Below are 17,635 nucleotides of genomic sequence, written 5' to 3'. Positions count from 1 at the left end.
AGGAAACCCTCATCTAGCGCACCACCATCGTCGAGAAGTAGCTGCCCCGATCGGGCACATCGTCGACCGAGCGGTACACGCGCTCGCCCGGAAGCCCACAGTCCTCTACGAGCTCGGCACCGTCGAAGGCGCCCTCCTCGCGAAGGATGCACTTCGTGTCCGCAAGCGAGCGGCGCGCCTTCATGACCACCTTCGTCCCCGGCCAGCCGATTGCGCGGCGCACGTCGTCGTAGCCGCCGGGCACGATGTGCAGAGGCGACGACATCTCGGGCGTGAGGTCGCGCTCGAGCGCCGCGGCGACCGCGCAGAAGCTCGGCACGCCGGGAATGGCGCGCGCCTCGAACCCGCGGGCGCGCACGTCGGGCGCGATGCGCTGGAAGGTGGCGTAGATGCTCGGATCCCCCAGGTTCAGCAGCGCGACGTCGCGGACCGCATCCAGGTGCGCGACAAGCTCGCGAACAAGCGAGGCATGCTCGGCCGCGCGGCGCTCAACGTCGCGCGTCATCGAGAATCGCACGGGAATCACCGTCTTGCCTGTAAGGTCGACGGCGCCGCGCACGATGTCGAGCGCGACCATGGCTCCGTCCGCCGTCTGCGGTGCGGCGATGACCGGACACGATTCGATTGTGCGGACGGCCTTGATCGTGAGCAGCTCGGGGTCGCCAGGCCCCGTGCCCACCCCGTACAGCACGCCTTTACTCATACGTCGCCCCCAATTCCCCGATAACTGCATCGGCGCCCGACGTGCGGAAAAGCTCGCGGCGCTCGGCGTCGAACACGACCGCGGCGATGTCGCATCCGCCCGCCGCGCGGCGGCGCAACCTGTCCTCGATTGCCACAGCGAGCGAGGCGCACGCAGCGTCCCCCACACCGGCGGCCTCGATTACCTCGAGCGCCGCCGTGGTCGTGACCGACGACATGATATCGCGCACGGTCTTCGTGCCCGCGCCGGCCAAGGCCGCGTGAGCGGCCAGAATCTCCGCGCGGCAGTCGGCGGTACGCGAATGGGTGTCCATGATGCCGCCCGCGACCTTCACCAGCTTGCCGATGTGTCCCACAAGAAGGACATTGATAAATCCCTCGCGAACGCAGCAATCAATCGCATCGCCCACGAAGTTGGAGATGAAGACCACCGGCGCACCGTTTAGGTGGAAATGCCCCGAGATGAACTGCGCGCCGTAGTTGCCGGGCGTGAGCACGACTCCGCGCCGCCCCATAGCCGCATGCTGCCGGATCTCGAGCTCGATGCTGTCGCGCAAGGCAGCAAGGCTGCGCGGCTCGACGATGCCCGTCGTGCCCAGGATGGAAATGCCGTCCTCTATCCCCAGGTGCGGGTTGAAGGTCTTTTCGGCAAGGGCAACACCCTCGGGTACCGAAATCGTCACAGCGATATTTCCAGAAAAGCCGTGCGCGGCGCACACCTCGCGCACCGCCGAAGTGATCATCGCGCGCGGCGTCGCGTTGATGGCGGCCGCCCCCACCGGCTGCTCGAGCCCGGGCAACGTCACGCGCCCCACGCCCACGCCGCCATCGACGGAAACTTCCGATTCGCGCGCGGGCACGCCCTTGCTGCCCGCAGCGCCCGTGCCCGACCCCGCATGTTCCACGCGCGCGTACACGAGCACGCCGTCGGTCACATCGGCATCGTCGCCTGCGTCCTTTCGCACGGCGCACTGGGCGCACCCCTCGCCGATACATACGTCGACCACGTTCGCCTCGACGGGCAGCCCGCCGGGGGTGACGATCGACACGCGGCCGACGGGCTTTCGTGACAAGAGCATCTCGCAGGCCGCCTTCGCCGCGAGCGCGGCACAGCTCCCCGTGGTGTAGCCGCAGCGCAGGCGGGTCGTCCCGGTATATATGTAATGATCGAAGGCCACGCTAGCTGCTCGCCTTCCGATACCCAGTGGCAAACGAAGGGTCGTAAAGCTTGCTGCGCTCGTACGACTCCGCTTGCGCGCCGTTGTGCGCAAGCCCGCCGCGAGCTCCGAGCACGCGGCCCACCACCACGAGCGCCGTGCGGTCGATGCCCTCTCGCGCGCCCGCATCGGCGAGCGTGCCCACTGTGCATCGCACCACGCGCTCCTCAGGCCAGGTCGCCTTGTACACGAGCGCCGCCGGCTCGTCGGAGCTGCGGCCTGCGGCCAAAAGCTCGGCGGAAAGCTCGGCGAGCATACCCGAGCTCAGGAAGATGACCATAGTCGAGCCGCTTTCCGCCATGGTGCGCATGCCCTCGCCCGCAGGCATGGGGGTGCGCCCGGAAAGCCGCGTGATCACGACCGACTGGCTGATTCCCGGCAGCGTGTATTCCTGGCGAAGCGCCGCCGCGGCACCGCAAAAGCTCGACACGCCGGGCACCACCTCGTAGTCCACGCCGCGCGCGTCGAGCGCGTCCATCTGCTCCTGGATGGCGCCGTACAGGCACGGGTCGCCCGTGTGCAGGCGCACCACTTCCTCGCCCCGCGCATCTGCCGCGCACATCACGTCGAGCACTTCCTCCAAGGTCATGTGCGCGCTGTCGTAGACGACGCAGGATTCCTTGCACTCGGCGAGCAGCTCGGGGTTCACAAGGCTCCCCGCCCAAACGACCACGTCGGCCGCGCGCAGAAGACGAGCCCCGCGCAGCGTGATAAGGTCGGCGGCGCCCGAGCCTGCGCCAACGATATGAATCATCCGAGCCTTCCCTTCCCGTTTCTCATCGCAACCGTTTACGCCGCCATTCGCGCAGCGGGCAAAACACGGCGCCCGAAGCGGCAATCGGCGCAAATACGCAGGCAGGAGGCGCAATGCCGCCCGCCCTGGCTTTGACACGTTCACAAGTGCCCACTATCATAGTAAAAGATTCGGCAACGAGCATATGACAATCGGATAAAAGGAAATGACCGGCGCGGCGTCCGCACAGCCCGCGCTGGCTTGCGGAGGGAACCAGGTGGGAATCCTGGGCAAGGGACATTACTGTATAGGACGCGCGGGCGAACCGCCTCGCGCCCCAAGCCAGACTGCTTCGCCTTTTCCTCACGGCATCGCCGTGGCGTTAGCTCCTTGTGAACCCCGAGGGGTGCGCTTTTCTTTCGCTTGTGCCGACAAGCAACTGTCGCCGGGGGACCGGCAAACCGAGGAAAGGAAAAACCATGTCCGACCAGATGTCACGCCGCAGCTTCATGGGCGCCGCAGCAACCGGAGCCGTCGCGCTCGCCGGAATCACGCTCGCGGGCTGCTCCAGCACCTCCGCAAGTTCCGAGAAATCGAGCGAAAAGGAGAAGGCCGTGAAGCCGGTCATCCTCGTCACGAGCTTCGGCACGAGCTACAACGACTCGCGCCACATCACCATCGGCGCCATCGAAGACGCTATCCGCGAGAAGTACTGGCAGGACTACGACATCCGCCGCGCCTTCACCGCGCAGATCATCATCGACAAGCTGAAGAAGCGCGACGGCATCACGATCGACAACATGACCGAGGCGCTCGACCGCTGCGTGAAAGACGGCGTGAAGGAAATCGTCGTGCAGCCGACGCATCTCATGGGTGGCCTGGAATACACCGACGTGAAAGACGAGCTCGACAAGTACGCCGACAAGTTCGACAAAATCTCGCTCGGCGACCCGCTGCTCACCTCCGACGATGACTACAAGAAGGTGGCCGCAGCCATTAAGGAGAACATGGCGTCCTTCGACGACGGCAAGACGGCGCTGTGCCTCATGGGCCACGGCACCGAAGCCGATTCCAACGCCGACTATGCCAAGATGCAGGAAGTGTTCAAGAACGAGGGCTTGACGCAGTTCTTCGTCGGCACCGTCGAGGCTGAACCGACCTGCGAGGATGTTATCGCCGCCGCGAGCGCCGCAGGCTACAAGAAGGCCGTGCTCGCGCCGTTCATGGTGGTCGCGGGCGACCACGCGAACAACGACATGGCAGACGAGACCGACCCCGACAGCTGGGCTGCGAAGTTCGTGGCCGCCGGCTTCGAAGTGACGTGCCTGCTCCAGGGTCTGGGACAGAACGTCGCGGTCGACGACATCTACGTCTCGCACGTGGACGACGCCATCGCCAAGCTGTAAACTCGCCGCGCACGGGAGCGCCGGTCGCGTCCCCGTGCAACGGGCATGCGCCTTTCCCCGACGACGACGCATGCCCGTTGCATTCGCATCCCGCCCGCCCACCGCACGGCGCGGGCGGTCGAAGCGATTGAAAGGAACCCCTCCATGTTGAAGAAAACCCTCGTCTTCGCCCTGTCGGCGGCGCTTTTCGCGTTCTCGCTCGCCGGCTGCGGCGGAAATTCAATCGACAGCGCAAAGGCAAGCGATGCCGATTCCCAGGAAAAGACCGAACAGGCGGCCGATGCGCCCGAGGGCGCAAGCGCTGCCCCCATTACCGCCGACAAGGTGGCCGACGGCACCTATCCGATCACCGTCGATTCCAGCTCGAACATGTTCAGGATTGTGGACGCCCAGCTCATCGTGGAAAACGGCTCCATGCACTGCGTGATGACGCTTTCCGGCACGGGCTACGGCAAGCTCTTCATGGGCACGGGCGACGAGGCTGCCGCCGCGAGCGAGGCCGACTTCATCCCCTATGTGGAAAACGCGGAAGGCAAGTACACCTACGACGTGCCCGTTGATGCGCTCGACGAGGACACCGCCTGTGCCGCGTGGAGTATTAGAAAAGAGCAGTGGTACGACCGCACGCTTGTGTTCGAATCCGCCGGCGTCGATCTGCGCGCCGACGCACTGAAGTAACGCCATGCGGTCGATTCTTCCCAAGGGGGAAAACAGGAAGCGCCGCAGCATCGCGGCGCGCGCGATCGTCTGCGTTCTCGTCGCCCTGCTCGCGCTTTCCTTCGCGGGGTGCAGTGCGAGCCCGAACACGACCGGTGGCACGGCGGGCTCTCAGGAATACACTGTGAATGTCTCGCTTTCCGGCGGGTCAGGGCGCGCAAGCATCGCCTCACCCACCACAATTGTGAAGGATGGCGACACCTACACCGCGACCATCACCTGGTCGAGTTCGAACTACGACAAGATGACCGTCGACGGCGTGGACTACGCGCCCGTAAACGACGGCGGCAACTCCACGTTCGAGATACCCGTCACGCTCGACGAGGACATCGCCGTGTCGGCCGAGACCGTCGCCATGTCGACGCCGCACACCATCGACTACGCGATCCACTTCGACTCATCCACCATGAAGAAGAAATCGGGCGACGAAGCAAGCGGCGGCTCCCCTGCGGGAACGGCTTCAAGCGCCGCAGCCGACTTCCACAACGCCGATTTGGGCTGTGGCTGGGAGCCAACAGGGGCGCTTCAGCTTGAATACGCCGAGCACTTCACTGTCGACGAGTTCGAAGGCGGTCTGCGGCTTATCTGCGTTTCGAATGGGGAACGTTTCCTCGTGGTGCCGCAAGATGCGAAGGTACCTGATGGGTTGAGCTCCGACATCGCGGTCATAAGGCGCCCTGCCGACAAGGTGTACCTCGTGTCGTCGGCGACGATGTGCCTGGTCGACGCGCTCGATGCGAACGACAATATCATCATGTCGGGCACGAAGGCCGACGATTGCTCGGTCGCGGGCTTCAAAAGCGCACTCGAAAGTGGGGCGATCGCCTACGGCGGCAAGTACAGCGCGCCCGACTACGAGCGAATATCGGCCTCGGGCTGCACGCTCGCCATCGAGAACACCATGATCAACCACACGCCCGATGTGAAGGAAAAGCTGCAGAAGCTCGGGCTCGTCGTGCTCACCGAACAGTCGTCGAGCGAGCCCGAAGCACTCGGGCGCGTCGAGTGGATTAAGCTTTTCGGCGTCCTATTCGACAAGGAAGACGAGGCCGCGCACCTGTTCAACGAGCAGAAGGCCCGCGTCGAGCAAACGTCGAGGCTCGCGTCGTCAGGTAAAACCGTGGCGTATTTCTACATTAACTCGAACGGGGCCGCCGTCACGCGGCGGGCGGGCGACTACGTGGCGCAGATGATCGAGCTTGCAGGCGGCAGCTATGCGCTCGATGACGCGCAGACGGCGTCGACGTCAGGTTCGTCAGTAACGCTCGAAATGGAGCGCTTCTACGCGACGGCGAAGGATGCCGACCTCATCGTCTACAACGGCACCATCGACGAATCGGTTGCCACCTTGAACGACTTCGTAGGCAAAAACGCGCTATTGTCGCAGTTCAAAGCCGTGAAGAACGGCAACGTCTGGGTCACAAGCACCGACATGTACCAGCAGATGACTTCTACCGCCGACATTATCGACGAGCTGCACGGGGCGTTCACCGGCGATGACGCGAGCGACTTCCATTATCTGAGGAAGCTCGGTTAGCGCCATGAGAAGCCGGTTTTCCATGGCATACGACGAATCGGGGCGCGCCGCGCGGTATCGCGCCGTGACGACGCTGCTCGCTGTTGCCCTCATCGTGCTCGTCGGGGCCAACCTGTGCATCGGGAGCGTGCTCGTGCCCGCAGACCACATCCCCGGCATCCTTTCAGGCGGCGCGGCCAATTCCATGGAAAGCCAGGTCATCTGGGAGATTCGCCTGCCGCGCGTGCTTTCAGCCGTGCTTCTCGGCGGGGCACTTTCGCTCTCCGGGTTCCTGCTGCAGACGTTTTTCAACAACCCCATCGCCGACCCGTTCATCTTGGGCGTCTCCTCGGGCGCAAAGTTCATCGTCGCGCTTACGATGATCGTACTTCTAGGCGCGAACCAGGCCATGTCCTCGCCGGCCATGGTGGCCGCAGCGTTTCTGGGCTCCCTTATCACCATCGGCTTCGTGCTCCTCATCGCACGGCGCATAAGTTCCATGGCCATGCTCATCGTGGCGGGCGTCATGGTGGGATACATCTGCTCGGCGGCGACGAACTTCCTCATCGCCTTCGCCGACGACCAGTCCATCGTGAACCTGCACAACTGGTCTTTGGGTAGCTTCTCGGGTTCGAGCTGGGACGACATCGCGGTCATCGCGGTCGTGGTGATCACCGTGAGCGCATGCGTATTCGCGATATCGAAGCCCCTTTCCGCCTTCCAGCTGGGAGAAGCCTACGCGAAAAGCGCCGGCGTGAACGTCGAACGCTTCCGCGTGGTGCTCGTCCTTCTAGCGAGCATGCTCTCCGCCTGCGTGACCGCGTTCGCTGGTCCGGTGTCGTTCGTAGGCATCGCGGTTCCGCATCTCGTGAAGTCGGCGCTAAAGTCGTCGAAGCCCATCCGCGTGATTCCTGCGTGCTTCTTGGGAGGCGCCATCTTCTGCGCGGGCTGCGATTTGATCGCGCGCACGCTGTTCTCTCCCGTCGAGCTTTCCATCAGCGCCGTCACCGCCATCTTCGGCGCTCCGGTGGTTATCGCGCTCATGTTGAAGAAGCGGGTGAGGTAGATGGGGGAATTCGTGCCGCGGCCCAAAACGCTCGGAGGCGACATTCTATGCTTAGACAGTCCTGAGCTCGCACGAAAGCGCCAGAAGGCACTTTCGGCTCGTGCGGAACTGCGCGCGGAACGCCTCCTCCGAGCGGAGCCGAACCTCGAAACTCCGGTCGAAACGCAGGCTGACGGAGCGCCGCTTTTCCGCATAAGCGACCTGTCGGCGGGCTACGACAAGAAGGTCGTAGTAGAAGGCGTCGATCTGGAGGTTCGCGCGGGCGACGTCGTGGCACTCATCGGGCCGAACGGCTCGGGCAAGTCGACCATCTTGAAAACCATCACACGCCATCTGGCACCGCTTGCCGGCGCGGTCGAGCTCGACGGGCGGGAGATTTCCCGATGGAAGACGGCGGAGTTCGCAAGGAACCTTGCCGTTATGCTGACAGATCGCCCCCGGACCGAGCTCCTCACCTGCCGCGATATCGTAGAGGCGGGAAGGCATCCCTACACCGGACGAATGGGCACACTCTCGCCCGACGACCATAGTCGGGTCGGCGAGGCCATGAAAACCGCACATGTGGAAGAGCTCGCCGAGCGCGACTTCATGCAGATAAGCGACGGGCAACGCCAGCGCGTCATGCTCGCACGCGCCATCGCGCAGGATCCGCGTGTGCTCGTGCTCGACGAGCCCACGTCGTATCTCGATATCCGCTACCAGATCGACCTGCTGCGAATACTTCGCCACCTTGCGAAATCGCGGAATGTGGCTGTCATCATGTCCATCCACGAACTCGAGCTCGCGCAGAAAAGCGCCGACAAGGTGATTTGCGTGAAGGACGGCCGGGTCTTCCGCGCCGGCGTACCTGAGGACATATTCACGCGCGAGACGATTGGCGAGCTCTACGGCCTTCAGCATGGCACCTTCAACGAGCGCTTCGGCAGCGTGGAAATTGGACACCCGCACGGCGATGCGCACACGTTCGTCATCGCCGGCGCAGGTACGGGGTCGGCTGTGTTTCGCCAGCTCATCCGGCAGGGCAAGGCGTTCTACACGGGCGTTCTGCACGAAGGGGACATCGACTGCGAGCTCGCGCGCGACCTGGCGGCGGAATGCGTGGCCGAGCGCGCCTTCGAGCCGATCGGGGATAGAACCATAGCCCGCGCCAAAGAGCTCCTCGTCCACTGCGCGCGCCTTATCGTGTGTCCCGCCGCCTTCGGCACCATAAACGCCCGCAACGCAGAGCTCGTCGAGTTCGCACGCTCGCACGGTATCGAGGTCATGCGAGCGTGCGAAGGCGCATCGGAGGATTCCCAATTGGGGTGGAAAGGATAAACTGGACTTTCTTTTAAGGATCCTCAGGCTACAGCTCCTACGCCGGCGAGGTCTACAAGGCGCCGGAAAACCTCGTAAACAAGAATTTCCACGCCGACGAGCCCAACCTGCTGTGGCTCACCGACATCACCGAGTTCAGGCTCCCGGGCGGCGAGAAGGTCTACCTGAGCCCGGTCATCGACTGCTTCGGCGGGATGCTCGTCGCCTGGTCGATCGGGCTGCACCCCGACAAGCGCCTCGCGAACTCGAGCCTGCGCCTAATCCAAGCGAGATTCCAGACTCGACAGGCCATTGAGAGTCAGGTCGTTGGCGACCTCCGAGACGCGCTCGATAGGAACCGAGCCGTCAGACAGCGCCCATGTGCGATAGATTCCGATAATACCCGACAGCAAAAACGCCAGATAGTAGTCGAACATCTCGTCCTTGAGACCGTGGGGCAGCAGATCGCGCTCGGCAATCTCGTGCTCGAGCGGCGCACGAAGACGAGCCATAAAATCATCGAGCGGAATGTTCTCGATCAGCTGACGATTGAGCACGAGGTTATTGCAAAGTGCCTCGTTGATGGTCTTAAAGAAGGTAGCCGCCGCTCCAAGGGCGCGCTCGTTGGGGTCACTGCCCATAGTGGAAAGCGTCTTTTCGACCGAGTCGACGATCATCTCGACCACATCGGCGGCGATGGCATCGAGCAGGCCGTCGACCGTGCCAAAGTGCACGTAGAAGGTCTTGCGATCGACATTTGCCTCACGCGCGATGGCACTCACGGTAATATCGGCAAGCGGTTTATCCATCAGCAGGCGCTCAAACGCAGAAAGGATGGCATTGCGGCTGCGAACGATGCGGCGGTCGAGGCGCGGTTTGCTGGTGTCCATGGACGTGTCCCTTCGGAATGTGAGCATTCATCAACAGATGAGAGATAATCTACGTAAGAGGATTATCCCCCATACAGCTCAAATATGCCCCGCATCATGAAGAACGCACGACTGCCCTACCGCGACTTAGGGTGCTTCTTCTTATTGAGCGCCGACGGAGATACGCGGATACCGTCGCCCGTCTGGCGCACATAGGCTTTATGAGCCGGCTTAGCGGTCCCAGAAGCCTTCTGAGCGTGCTTCCTGGGATCAACGGTAACAGCATTCGTGGGGTGCGGCTTAGTGGGCGCAGAGGGCGTCTGAGGCGTACGGCCGAGCTTGCGCATCACGCGATCCCAGCGCGCATGGATGCTCTCGTTGTGGGCGCTCTTAAGGCCCAGCAGGGGCGCAGCCAAAATGGTCGGCGCGATAAACGTAATGAGACGCCACAGCAGATAGCCGGCGGTCGAAGCCGACCCAAAGAAATGACCCAAGAACAAAGCAAAGCCGCCCTCAGCGCCACCAGTTCCACCGGGCAAGGGAACCGCAGAGCTCAGCAGCTGGACAAAGGCGCTCGCGGCCATGACCGAGAAAAAGTCGACCTCGTGGTGGCCAAAGGCGAGCATCAGAAAATACGGCACCAGATAGAAAAACGCGAGCTGCAGCATGGTGATAAACACGGTGAGCAGCATGGAAGAAAAATGTCCGGCCGAAAGCTTGAACTTCTCGGAGAAGGAGTAGATCTCGCCATCGACAAACGAGCGCCATCCATCGATCTTAGTGGCCGAGACACCTATGCGCTCGAGCCAATTGATGATGCAATGGGCGACGCGCGTGACGGTCTTAGGCATGAGCGCGACGGCGAAGATGCCGAGCAGGATGCAGCAGTGACCGCCAAAACTAAAGACGCACAGCAGCGTCATGTCGCCATAGCGCTCGGCAAAAAACGGCATGCGAGCAAGCAATAGGATAGCGCCCCAGGCAACGAGGCCAAACTGATACACAATAAATCGGGTGAACTGCGTGGCACCCGCTTCGCCCACGTTTTGGCCCGCTTTGGTCAGGCGGTAGATCTGGGCAGGCGTAGAGCCCATCATCATGGGCGTCAGGTTGCCAAAGAAGATGCCACTCGCCTCGACCGAGATCAGGTCGCGAATGCCGACGGGTGAATTGGGGTCGAGCCAGACGGCGATCGCATAGGCCACAATGCCAAAGAACAGATACATAAACATGCAAAGACACGCGACAACGAGCCAGGGCGCCTGGACGCTCGACATAGCAGCCCAGAACTGCCCCATCTGCCCGGTTACCACCAGATAGACGATATAACCCACCAGCACAACGCCGATAAAGATTGCGCCGCGGCGTGCGCTCTTATTGTCATCGCCGCCCGAGGCCTCAACCTCGACCTGGGGCTTGGACGTATGCTGAGAGGACTCCGTCATGAGACTCCTTCTAACAGTCAAAATATCTTGGTTATTGTACCCGTAAGGGCCATAAGCAGAACGCAAAGCTCTTGTTCAAACGGGAATGACAGACAGTTGTTTGATAATAAAAAACCCGGCCTTCCGTGGAAAGACCGGGTATCAGATGCGTGGTAGCCCGTACCAGATTCGAACTGGTGATCTCCGCCTTGAGAGGGCGGCGTCCTAAACCGCTAGACGAACGGGCCATAGGCCTCGGCAGAAAAGAAGTGGTAGCCCGTACCAGATTCGAACTGGTGATCTCCGCCTTGAGAGGGCGGCGTCCTAAACCGCTAGACGAACGGGCCACATGACATCTGCACTGCCGTGCTACGAGGAAATATATTACGGGACAAAAAACATCAGCGCAAGAAGAAATTCCAAATTGCCGAAAAATTGTCGACAGGTTATGGAACGCGCAGGTCAACTAATTAGCTAATTCAAGTTGAGATGAACCAAAAGGGCTTCGCGGTTGTTGGGGATGTTGTCCTCGATCACGGCGTCGAGGGCGGCGTTGAGAAGCTGTCCCAGCTCCGGCCCCGGCTTGACGCCGGCGCGAATCAGGTCGCCGCCGTTGATGGCAAGCATCTTGAGCGTATAAGGCTCCCCCGCCTGCAGCAAATCGTGGGCGAGCGTACGCATCTCCTCGATCGTCTCGACGTAATAGAAGCACGAGGGCGCCTTGCCGAGCGTGTCGGCACGCTTAAGGTCCATGAGCTCGTCCATCAGACGCGGCGTATCGACACCCTCGCCCGAAAGCGCGCGCATCATATTGAGCAGGCAGGAGCGCTCGGGACGCAGCGGCTTGTCATGGTATTTGATCAGCAGGCACACATCGCGCACCAAATCGTGCGAGAGCGCTAGGCGATCCATGATGACGCGCGCCTTCTTGGCGCCGAGCTCGGGATGACCATAGAAGTGTCCGCTGCCGTCGTGATCGACCGTTAAGCACTCGGGTTTGGAAACGTCGTGCAAAAACGCCGCCCACATAAGGCTCGACGAGGGCGCGACGCCGTCGCACAGCGCCAGCTCCCCTGCCACCGTCAGCACGCGGGCGATATGCTCGTAGACGTTAAACGCATGATAGACACTGCGCTGATCAAACCCGCGAGCGGACGCGAGCTCGGGCACGGCGGCGCAAACAAGCTCGGGGTAGCGCAGCATCGCGTCTCCCCCGTGGCCCGTCGAAAGGATGCCCTCGAGCTCAATGCCCACGCGCTCGCGCGCCACGGCATCGAGCAGCGGCGCGCACTCGGCAAGTGCCTGTTTGGTCCTAGGCTCGATCATAAAATCCAGACGGCAGGCAAAACGCACCGCGCGCAGCATGCGAAGCGCGTCCTCGTTAAAACGACGCTTGGGATCTCCAACAGCGCGGATGAGCTTACGCTTCAGGTCGCCCTGGCCATCGTAGCGGTCGACAAGACCGCGCTCGGGATGCCAGGCCATAGCGTTAACGGTAAAGTCACGACGCGCCAGATCGTCCTCAAGCGACGCCGCACGCTCCACGCTCTGGGGATGACGACCGTCGGTATAAAAACCATCCAGGCGGTACGTGGTGACCTCAATACGCTCGCCATCGCAAATAGCCGTGATGCCGCCAAATTTGATGCCCGACTCAACCACGGCAATATCAGCCGCCTCGAGCGCCGCTTTGGACTCCTGCCACAGGCCGCTGCAGCACATGTCAACATCGTGGCTGGGGCGCCCCATCAGGGCATCACGTACCCAACCGCCCACGTACCAAGCCTCAAGACCGGCTGCCTCAAGCGCACGCAGGACACGGATGGAGGCATCGGTCGGCTTCGTACCGTTGAGCGAAACATTGCACATGCCTATGGCCTCCTGCGACTATCAAATTGGCTATCGATTGCGTCTGCAAGAAGTCTAACAAGAAACGGCCTCCACTGCACACGCAAGTCCGATAAACAAAAACGCATCCGTCCTGGTCTGAGACGGATGCGAAATAATCGAACTATTCAGGCAAGGTGCCGGAACTAGCAGACCTGACGAATGGCGATACCCTTCTGATACTCATCGACCTTGGCAAAGTCGCCCAGACCAGGGCACTCGACCACGTTGGCGCCGGTGGCCATCGAGAGGCGCAGGGCGTCCTCGACGCGCTCGGGGGCGTCGTGCCACACGGACAGGAAGGCGGCCAGCGAAGAGTCACCGGCGCAGACGGTCGACAGCAGCTTGACCTCAAAGGTACGGTTGGCAAACCAGATGTGCTCGCCGTTGGAGAAGTACGCTCCAGCGCCACCCAGGGTCAGCAGCACGTTCTTGGCGCCCTTGGCATGAAGCTCGGCCATAGCGCCCTTGACGGACTCGTCGTCGCCACCGCTCACCTTAATGCCAAAGATGTCGAGCAGCTCGTCGTCGTTAGGCTTAATGAGCAACGGCTCCATAGCAATGAGGTCGGCCAGCTGATGGCTCGAGATATCGAGCACGAACTCGGCGCCCTTCGCCTTCACGCGACGCAGGACCTCTGCCAGAAAGCCCTCGGAGGTGTTGGGGGGCAACGAGCCGCTGATAACCAGGCAGGTCATGTCGTCAAGCGAATCGATGAGCTCAAACATCTCTTGCTCGTTGGCTTCGTTAATGGCGGCACCGGCATTAACCATGTTGTACTCGGTGTCGGGACCGGCGTTGAGGAACACGTTGACACGCGTGATACCGTCAGTCCACACAGGCTTGACGGGCACGCCAAGGGCCTCGGCGCCCTTAACGATGAACTCGCCCGAGAAGCCGGCGAAGAATCCAAGGATCGTGGTGTCGACGCCGTAGTGGTCGAGCGTAAACGAAACGTTGAGACCCTTGCCGTTGGGGGTGTAGACAGCGTTACGGGTGCGGGTAACGGTGTTGGCGGACAAGCCATCGCAGGAGATGTTGTAGTCAATAGCGGGATTTGCAGTAAGCGTGTAAATCATGAATGTTCCTTTCACGAAGCAACGTGTTAATGAAAGTATATTCCACGCTTCGGCAAAAGGCTACAACAACTCGGTGAACGGTGTGGAACGCGTGAAGCGCGGCTCCGAGGTTCGAGTGGGACAAAAAACGGCGCCCCGGTCGAAACCGGGACGCCGTATGCGCACGAGTTTGTCGTGTTTCGCTTACTTGCGATCGAGCTTGCGAACGGCAACGCGCTTGCTGTACTCGTCGACGTGACCAAAGTCGCCGATGCCGACGGACTCAGCAACGTTGGCGCCGGTGGCCATAGCGAGCTTCATGGCCTCCTCGACGTTGTCGCGATCCCTGTACCACTTGTGCAGGAACGCAGCGAGGGTGCAGTCGCCGGCGCAGACGGAAGAGACAAGCTTGATGTTGAACTCACGCTTGGCATACCAGATGTCCTCGCCGTTGGAGAAGTAAGCGTCACCGCGGCTACCACGGGTGAGCAGCACGTTCTGGACGCCGGCCTCGTGAGCCAGCTTCATGGCAACGCGGACCTCGTCGTCGGTGTCGACCGGCACGCCGAAGATAGCCTTCATCTCGTGATGGTTCGGCTTAATGAGCAGCGGCTTCTTGTGAGCGAGCTCCTTGAGCTTGTCGGAGGACAGGTCCAGGACGACGTCGGCGCCACGGGCCTGAGCGTGCTCCATGACCTGAGCCAGGAAGTCGGGCGTAGCTTTGGGAGGCACGGAGCCGGAGACGATCAGGCACTCAAGGTCGCCCGCGGTGTCCAGGATGTTGTAGAGCTCCTCCTGATGCTGCGGCGTGATCGGAGCACCGGGGTTCAGGATGCCGTACTCGTGCTGGCCATCGTTGACGTAGGTGTTGATGCGCGTGATACCGTCGGTCCAGACCGGGCGGCAGAGGCAACCCAGGTTCATGACCTCCTCGACGATGAACTTGCCCGTGAAGCCGGCGAAGAAACCGAGCGCGACGGTGTCGACGCCCATCTTCTTAAAGGCGAAGGACACGTCGAGGCCCTTGCCGTTAGCCGTGTAGCTGGCCGAGCCGGTGCGGACGTTCTCATCGGGCTCGAGCGGAGAGCTCGAAACCGTCATGTCGACAGCCGGGTTAGCGGTTAGCGTGTAGAACATTTACAGTACCCCCTGTATATGTGAGGGCCGCGTGGCCGGCCCATTCCAACCACGCGGTTACCTCTGATACCAAATTAGCGAGCTGCGGACTCGAGCAGTGCCTTGACCTCGGCAGCGGTGTTGCAGGCGAGCGCCTTCTCGGCGAGCTCGTCGCACTCGGCCTTGGTCCACTGGCTGATGGTCTTGCGGGCGCGCAGGATGGACGGAGCGCTCATCGAGAACTCCTCCAGGCCCCAGCTGATCAGCAGCGGCTCGAGCAACGGATCGGCAGCGGCCTCGCCGCACATACCGACCATGATGCCGGCCTTCACGCCGCTCTCGATGATGTTCTTGAGCGAGCGGAGCACGGCGGGATAGTAAACCTGGTACAGGTTGGAGATGGTGTCGTTGCCACGGTCGGCGCACATGGTGTAGCCGATCAGGTCGTTGGTGCCGATAGAGAAGAAGTCGGCGACCTCGGCCAGGCGGTCAGCGAGCAGCGAGGCGGCAGGCGTCTCGACCATGATGCCAACCTCGATGTTCTCGTTGAACTTGCGACCCTCTTCGGTCAGCTCGGCCTTGCACTGCTCGACGAGCTCCTTGACAGCCAAGACTTCCTCGACGCAGGTGACGAGCGGGATCATGATCTTGACGTCACCGAAGGCGCTGGCGCGCAGCAGGGCGCGGAGCTGGACCTTGTACTGGTCGGGGTTGGCCAGGCAGTAACGCACGGCGCGGAAGCCCATGAAGGGGTTCTCTTCCTTGACCATGTGCAGGTACGGAATCTCCTTGTCGCCACCCACATCGAGCGTGCGGATGATGACCGGAGCGCCCTTGAGCGCGCTGGCGACCTTACGGTAGGCGTTGAACTGCTCCTCCTCGGAAGGAAGCTCAGCAGAGTCCATGAACAGGAACTCGGAACGGAACAGGCCGATAGCCTCGGCGTCGTGATCGAGCGCGTTGGGCACGTCATCGGGGTTGCCGATGTTGCAGGCAATGATCTTCTTGATGCCATCGGCAGTCACAGAAGGCTTGCCGCGGAAGGCCTCGAGGGCTGCCTTCTCGGCAGCGAAGGCCTCGGCCTTGGCGGTGTAGGCAGCGAGCGTCTCCTCGTCGGGATCGGCCTCGACAACGCCCTTGCCACCGTCGACGACGACAGTCATGCCGTTGCGCAGTGCGGTGCAGCTGTTGGCAACCGAAAGGACGGCCGGGATCTCGAGGGCACGCGCGATGATCGCGGAGTGCGACGTGCGGCCACCGGTCTCGGTGACGATACCGGCAACGTGGGCCTTATCGATCGTGGCGGTCATGGACGGCGTAAGGTCGTGCACGACAACGACGGTGTTCTCGGGCAGGACGGAGAGGTCGACGACCTCCTTGCCCAGCAGCTCGGCCAGAATACCGGTGCGGATGTCGGCGATGTCGGCCGCGCGCAGACGGAACATCTCGTCGTCCATGGACAGGAACATGTTCTCGAACATGGTCGAGGTGTCCATGAGCGCCTGCTCGGCGCAGGTGCCACCGTCAATGGCGGCGTTGATAGCGTCGGTCATGCCCGGGTCCTGAGCCAGGACAATGTGTCCGCTCATGATCTCGGCCTCGGCCTCGCCCACCGTCTCCTTCATGTGGTCGGCCTGAGCCTGGGTCTTCTCGCAGAAGACCGAAAGAGCGGTCTGATAGCGCTCCTTCTCTGCTGCCGAATCAGCGACCTCGTGCGGTTCAAACGTCAAGTCGGGATCGACGGCGACCATAACGGTGCCGATTCCGATGCCCTCGGATGCGTTGACTCCCTGATACATTCCCATTCCTCTCTCCGTGCCATGTGATAAAGCGTTTTGCCATATCCATGACAAAAGAGCGCAGCTACCTTGATACAGGTCACTGCGCCCCCAAGTATGAACTTAATTGTTCAACATGCGACCCGTTTGAGTTCTACTCGCCAAGACCGCTCTTGATGAGCTCGATGGCAGCAGCCAGAGCCTCGGCCTCGTCGGCGCCGTCGCACTTGACCTCGACCTCGGTACCGCAGGGGATACCAGCAGCCATGAGGGCCATCGGGGACTTGCCGTTGACCTCCTTCTCGGGGGTGACGACCGTCACGTCGCAGGCGTACTTGCCCATGGTGGAGGCGAAGAGGCCAGCCGGACGCATGTGAAGACCCTGCGGATTGACGAGGGTAGCCTTCTCAGAAACCATAATTGACTCCTTTTTTGTGTTTAACCCCTGTCGTGTATGCGGCAGGAGTCAGATTCACGACGTTGTTTATATTAACTCACATCAAACGGTTTTTCATTGTGTTTCGCACGAATTGTTGGACAGATGTCGTTCCTGTACGTTCGCCTGCCGGGCGGGGCGGTTAAGTTTGCTGCTCTACAGTCCTGCGCAAGACGGAAAGCACATTAAGTGCTTTCCTTTGCGTGCGGAACTCGCGACAAACTTAACCGCCCCGCCCGGCAGGCAAGCTGCGGAAACTCGGTCGGTCCAGAGCAATATCGTGCGAACGGAATTCTGGCTAATTTTTTGTTCGCCTGGTTGATCTAGTTGATGGAGCCTATCTATACCCTCTTGTGGACTGAGGACTGTCCCAAACTGCCGGCAGAGACGATATGAGCAGGACATAAAACATTG

15 protein-coding genes, 2 tRNA genes and 1 pseudogene are annotated in these 17,635 nt (G+C 61.6%); 6 read left to right on the top strand and 12 right to left on the bottom strand.

The genetic code is table 11. The features are described 5' to 3' along the window. Positions 1 to 13: 13 nt before the first annotated feature. From cobI to cobM, 3 genes are read right to left on the bottom strand one after another with little or no spacing between them, the layout of a single operon-like run. Complete coding sequence (gene cobI, locus DXD16_RS00090) at positions 14 to 703, bottom strand: precorrin-2 C(20)-methyltransferase (RefSeq protein ID WP_117654692.1); 690 nt, start codon at positions 701 to 703, stop codon at positions 14 to 16. After that, on the bottom strand, positions 696 to 1,880 hold the full coding sequence (gene cbiD / locus DXD16_RS00085) for a cobalt-precorrin-5B (C(1))-methyltransferase CbiD (RefSeq protein ID WP_233502535.1): 1,185 nt from the start codon (positions 1,878 to 1,880) through the stop codon (positions 696 to 698). The genes cobI and cbiD overlap by 8 nt, the downstream gene beginning before the upstream one ends. Before the next feature lies 1 nt (position 1,881). Then, complete coding sequence (gene cobM, locus DXD16_RS00080) at positions 1,882 to 2,673, bottom strand: precorrin-4 C(11)-methyltransferase (RefSeq protein ID WP_089571784.1); 792 nt, start codon at positions 2,671 to 2,673, stop codon at positions 1,882 to 1,884. A 458-nt stretch (positions 2,674 to 3,131) separates the two neighbouring features. Here cobM and DXD16_RS00075 point away from each other — a divergent pair, with 458 nt between their 5' ends. From DXD16_RS00075 to DXD16_RS10425, 6 genes and pseudogenes are all read left to right on the top strand, one after another. After that, complete coding sequence (locus DXD16_RS00075; RefSeq protein WP_117639389.1) at positions 3,132 to 4,058, top strand: sirohydrochlorin cobaltochelatase; 927 nt, start codon at positions 3,132 to 3,134, stop codon at positions 4,056 to 4,058. A 144-nt stretch (positions 4,059 to 4,202) separates the two neighbouring features. Then, the gene (locus DXD16_RS00070) at positions 4,203 to 4,736 is read left to right on the top strand and encodes a hypothetical protein (RefSeq protein WP_117654691.1); all 534 of its coding nucleotides are present in this window, start codon (positions 4,203 to 4,205) and stop codon (positions 4,734 to 4,736) included. 4 nt (positions 4,737 to 4,740) lie between these two features. Beyond that, the gene (locus DXD16_RS00065) at positions 4,741 to 6,312 is read left to right on the top strand and encodes an ABC transporter substrate-binding protein (RefSeq protein ID WP_117654690.1); all 1,572 of its coding nucleotides are present in this window, start codon (positions 4,741 to 4,743) and stop codon (positions 6,310 to 6,312) included. 22 nt (positions 6,313 to 6,334) lie between these two features. After that, positions 6,335 to 7,357 (top strand): iron ABC transporter permease, encoded by a 1,023-nt coding sequence (locus DXD16_RS00060; protein ID WP_117654689.1) that lies wholly within the window; start codon positions 6,335 to 6,337, stop codon positions 7,355 to 7,357. Continuing rightward, complete coding sequence (locus tag DXD16_RS00055; protein WP_117654688.1) at positions 7,358 to 8,674, top strand: ABC transporter ATP-binding protein; 1,317 nt, start codon at positions 7,358 to 7,360, stop codon at positions 8,672 to 8,674. 29 nt (positions 8,675 to 8,703) lie between these two features. Continuing rightward, positions 8,704 to 8,928, top strand: a pseudogene (locus tag DXD16_RS10425) (DDE-type integrase/transposase/recombinase); the annotation flags it as partial. Positions 8,929 to 8,931: 3 nt separating this feature from the next. Here the strand turns inward: DXD16_RS10425 and DXD16_RS00045 are convergent. From DXD16_RS00045 to DXD16_RS00005, 9 genes are all read right to left on the bottom strand, one after another. Beyond that, entirely contained in the window at positions 8,932 to 9,543 is a 612-nt protein-coding gene (locus DXD16_RS00045; RefSeq protein ID WP_158551467.1) for a TetR/AcrR family transcriptional regulator, read from the bottom strand. 116 nt (positions 9,544 to 9,659) lie between these two features. Next, positions 9,660 to 10,967: a lysylphosphatidylglycerol synthase transmembrane domain-containing protein gene (locus DXD16_RS00040; RefSeq protein WP_117654686.1), complete on the bottom strand. Its 1,308-nt coding sequence runs from the start codon at positions 10,965 to 10,967 to the stop codon at positions 9,660 to 9,662. 150 nt (positions 10,968 to 11,117) lie between these two features. Further along, positions 11,118 to 11,194 (bottom strand) — tRNA-Glu (locus DXD16_RS00035). Between the two features lie 22 nt (positions 11,195 to 11,216). Beyond that, positions 11,217 to 11,293, bottom strand: a tRNA-Glu gene (locus tag DXD16_RS00030). A gap of 127 nt (positions 11,294 to 11,420) precedes the next feature. Then, entirely contained in the window at positions 11,421 to 12,815 is a 1,395-nt protein-coding gene (locus DXD16_RS00025) for a CCA tRNA nucleotidyltransferase (RefSeq protein WP_117654685.1), read from the bottom strand. A 164-nt stretch (positions 12,816 to 12,979) separates the two neighbouring features. Further along, positions 12,980 to 13,912, bottom strand: a complete 933-nt coding sequence (locus DXD16_RS00020; RefSeq protein ID WP_117564111.1) for a 1-phosphofructokinase family hexose kinase — start codon at positions 13,910 to 13,912, stop codon at positions 12,980 to 12,982. A 183-nt stretch (positions 13,913 to 14,095) separates the two neighbouring features. Next, complete coding sequence (locus DXD16_RS00015; protein ID WP_055250439.1) at positions 14,096 to 15,028, bottom strand: 1-phosphofructokinase family hexose kinase; 933 nt, start codon at positions 15,026 to 15,028, stop codon at positions 14,096 to 14,098. A gap of 74 nt (positions 15,029 to 15,102) precedes the next feature. Beyond that, complete coding sequence (gene ptsP, locus DXD16_RS00010; protein WP_117654684.1) at positions 15,103 to 16,806, bottom strand: phosphoenolpyruvate--protein phosphotransferase; 1,704 nt, start codon at positions 16,804 to 16,806, stop codon at positions 15,103 to 15,105. 133 nt (positions 16,807 to 16,939) lie between these two features. Beyond that, positions 16,940 to 17,203: an HPr family phosphocarrier protein gene (locus DXD16_RS00005; protein ID WP_022094575.1), complete on the bottom strand. Its 264-nt coding sequence runs from the start codon at positions 17,201 to 17,203 to the stop codon at positions 16,940 to 16,942. Positions 17,204 to 17,635: the final 432 nt, after the last annotated feature.

Source organism: Collinsella sp. TF11-5AC (assembly GCF_003436775.1).
Taxonomy (GTDB): Bacteria; Actinomycetota; Coriobacteriia; order Coriobacteriales; family Coriobacteriaceae; genus Collinsella.
This window is presented reverse-complemented; position numbering and strand designations above follow the sequence as displayed.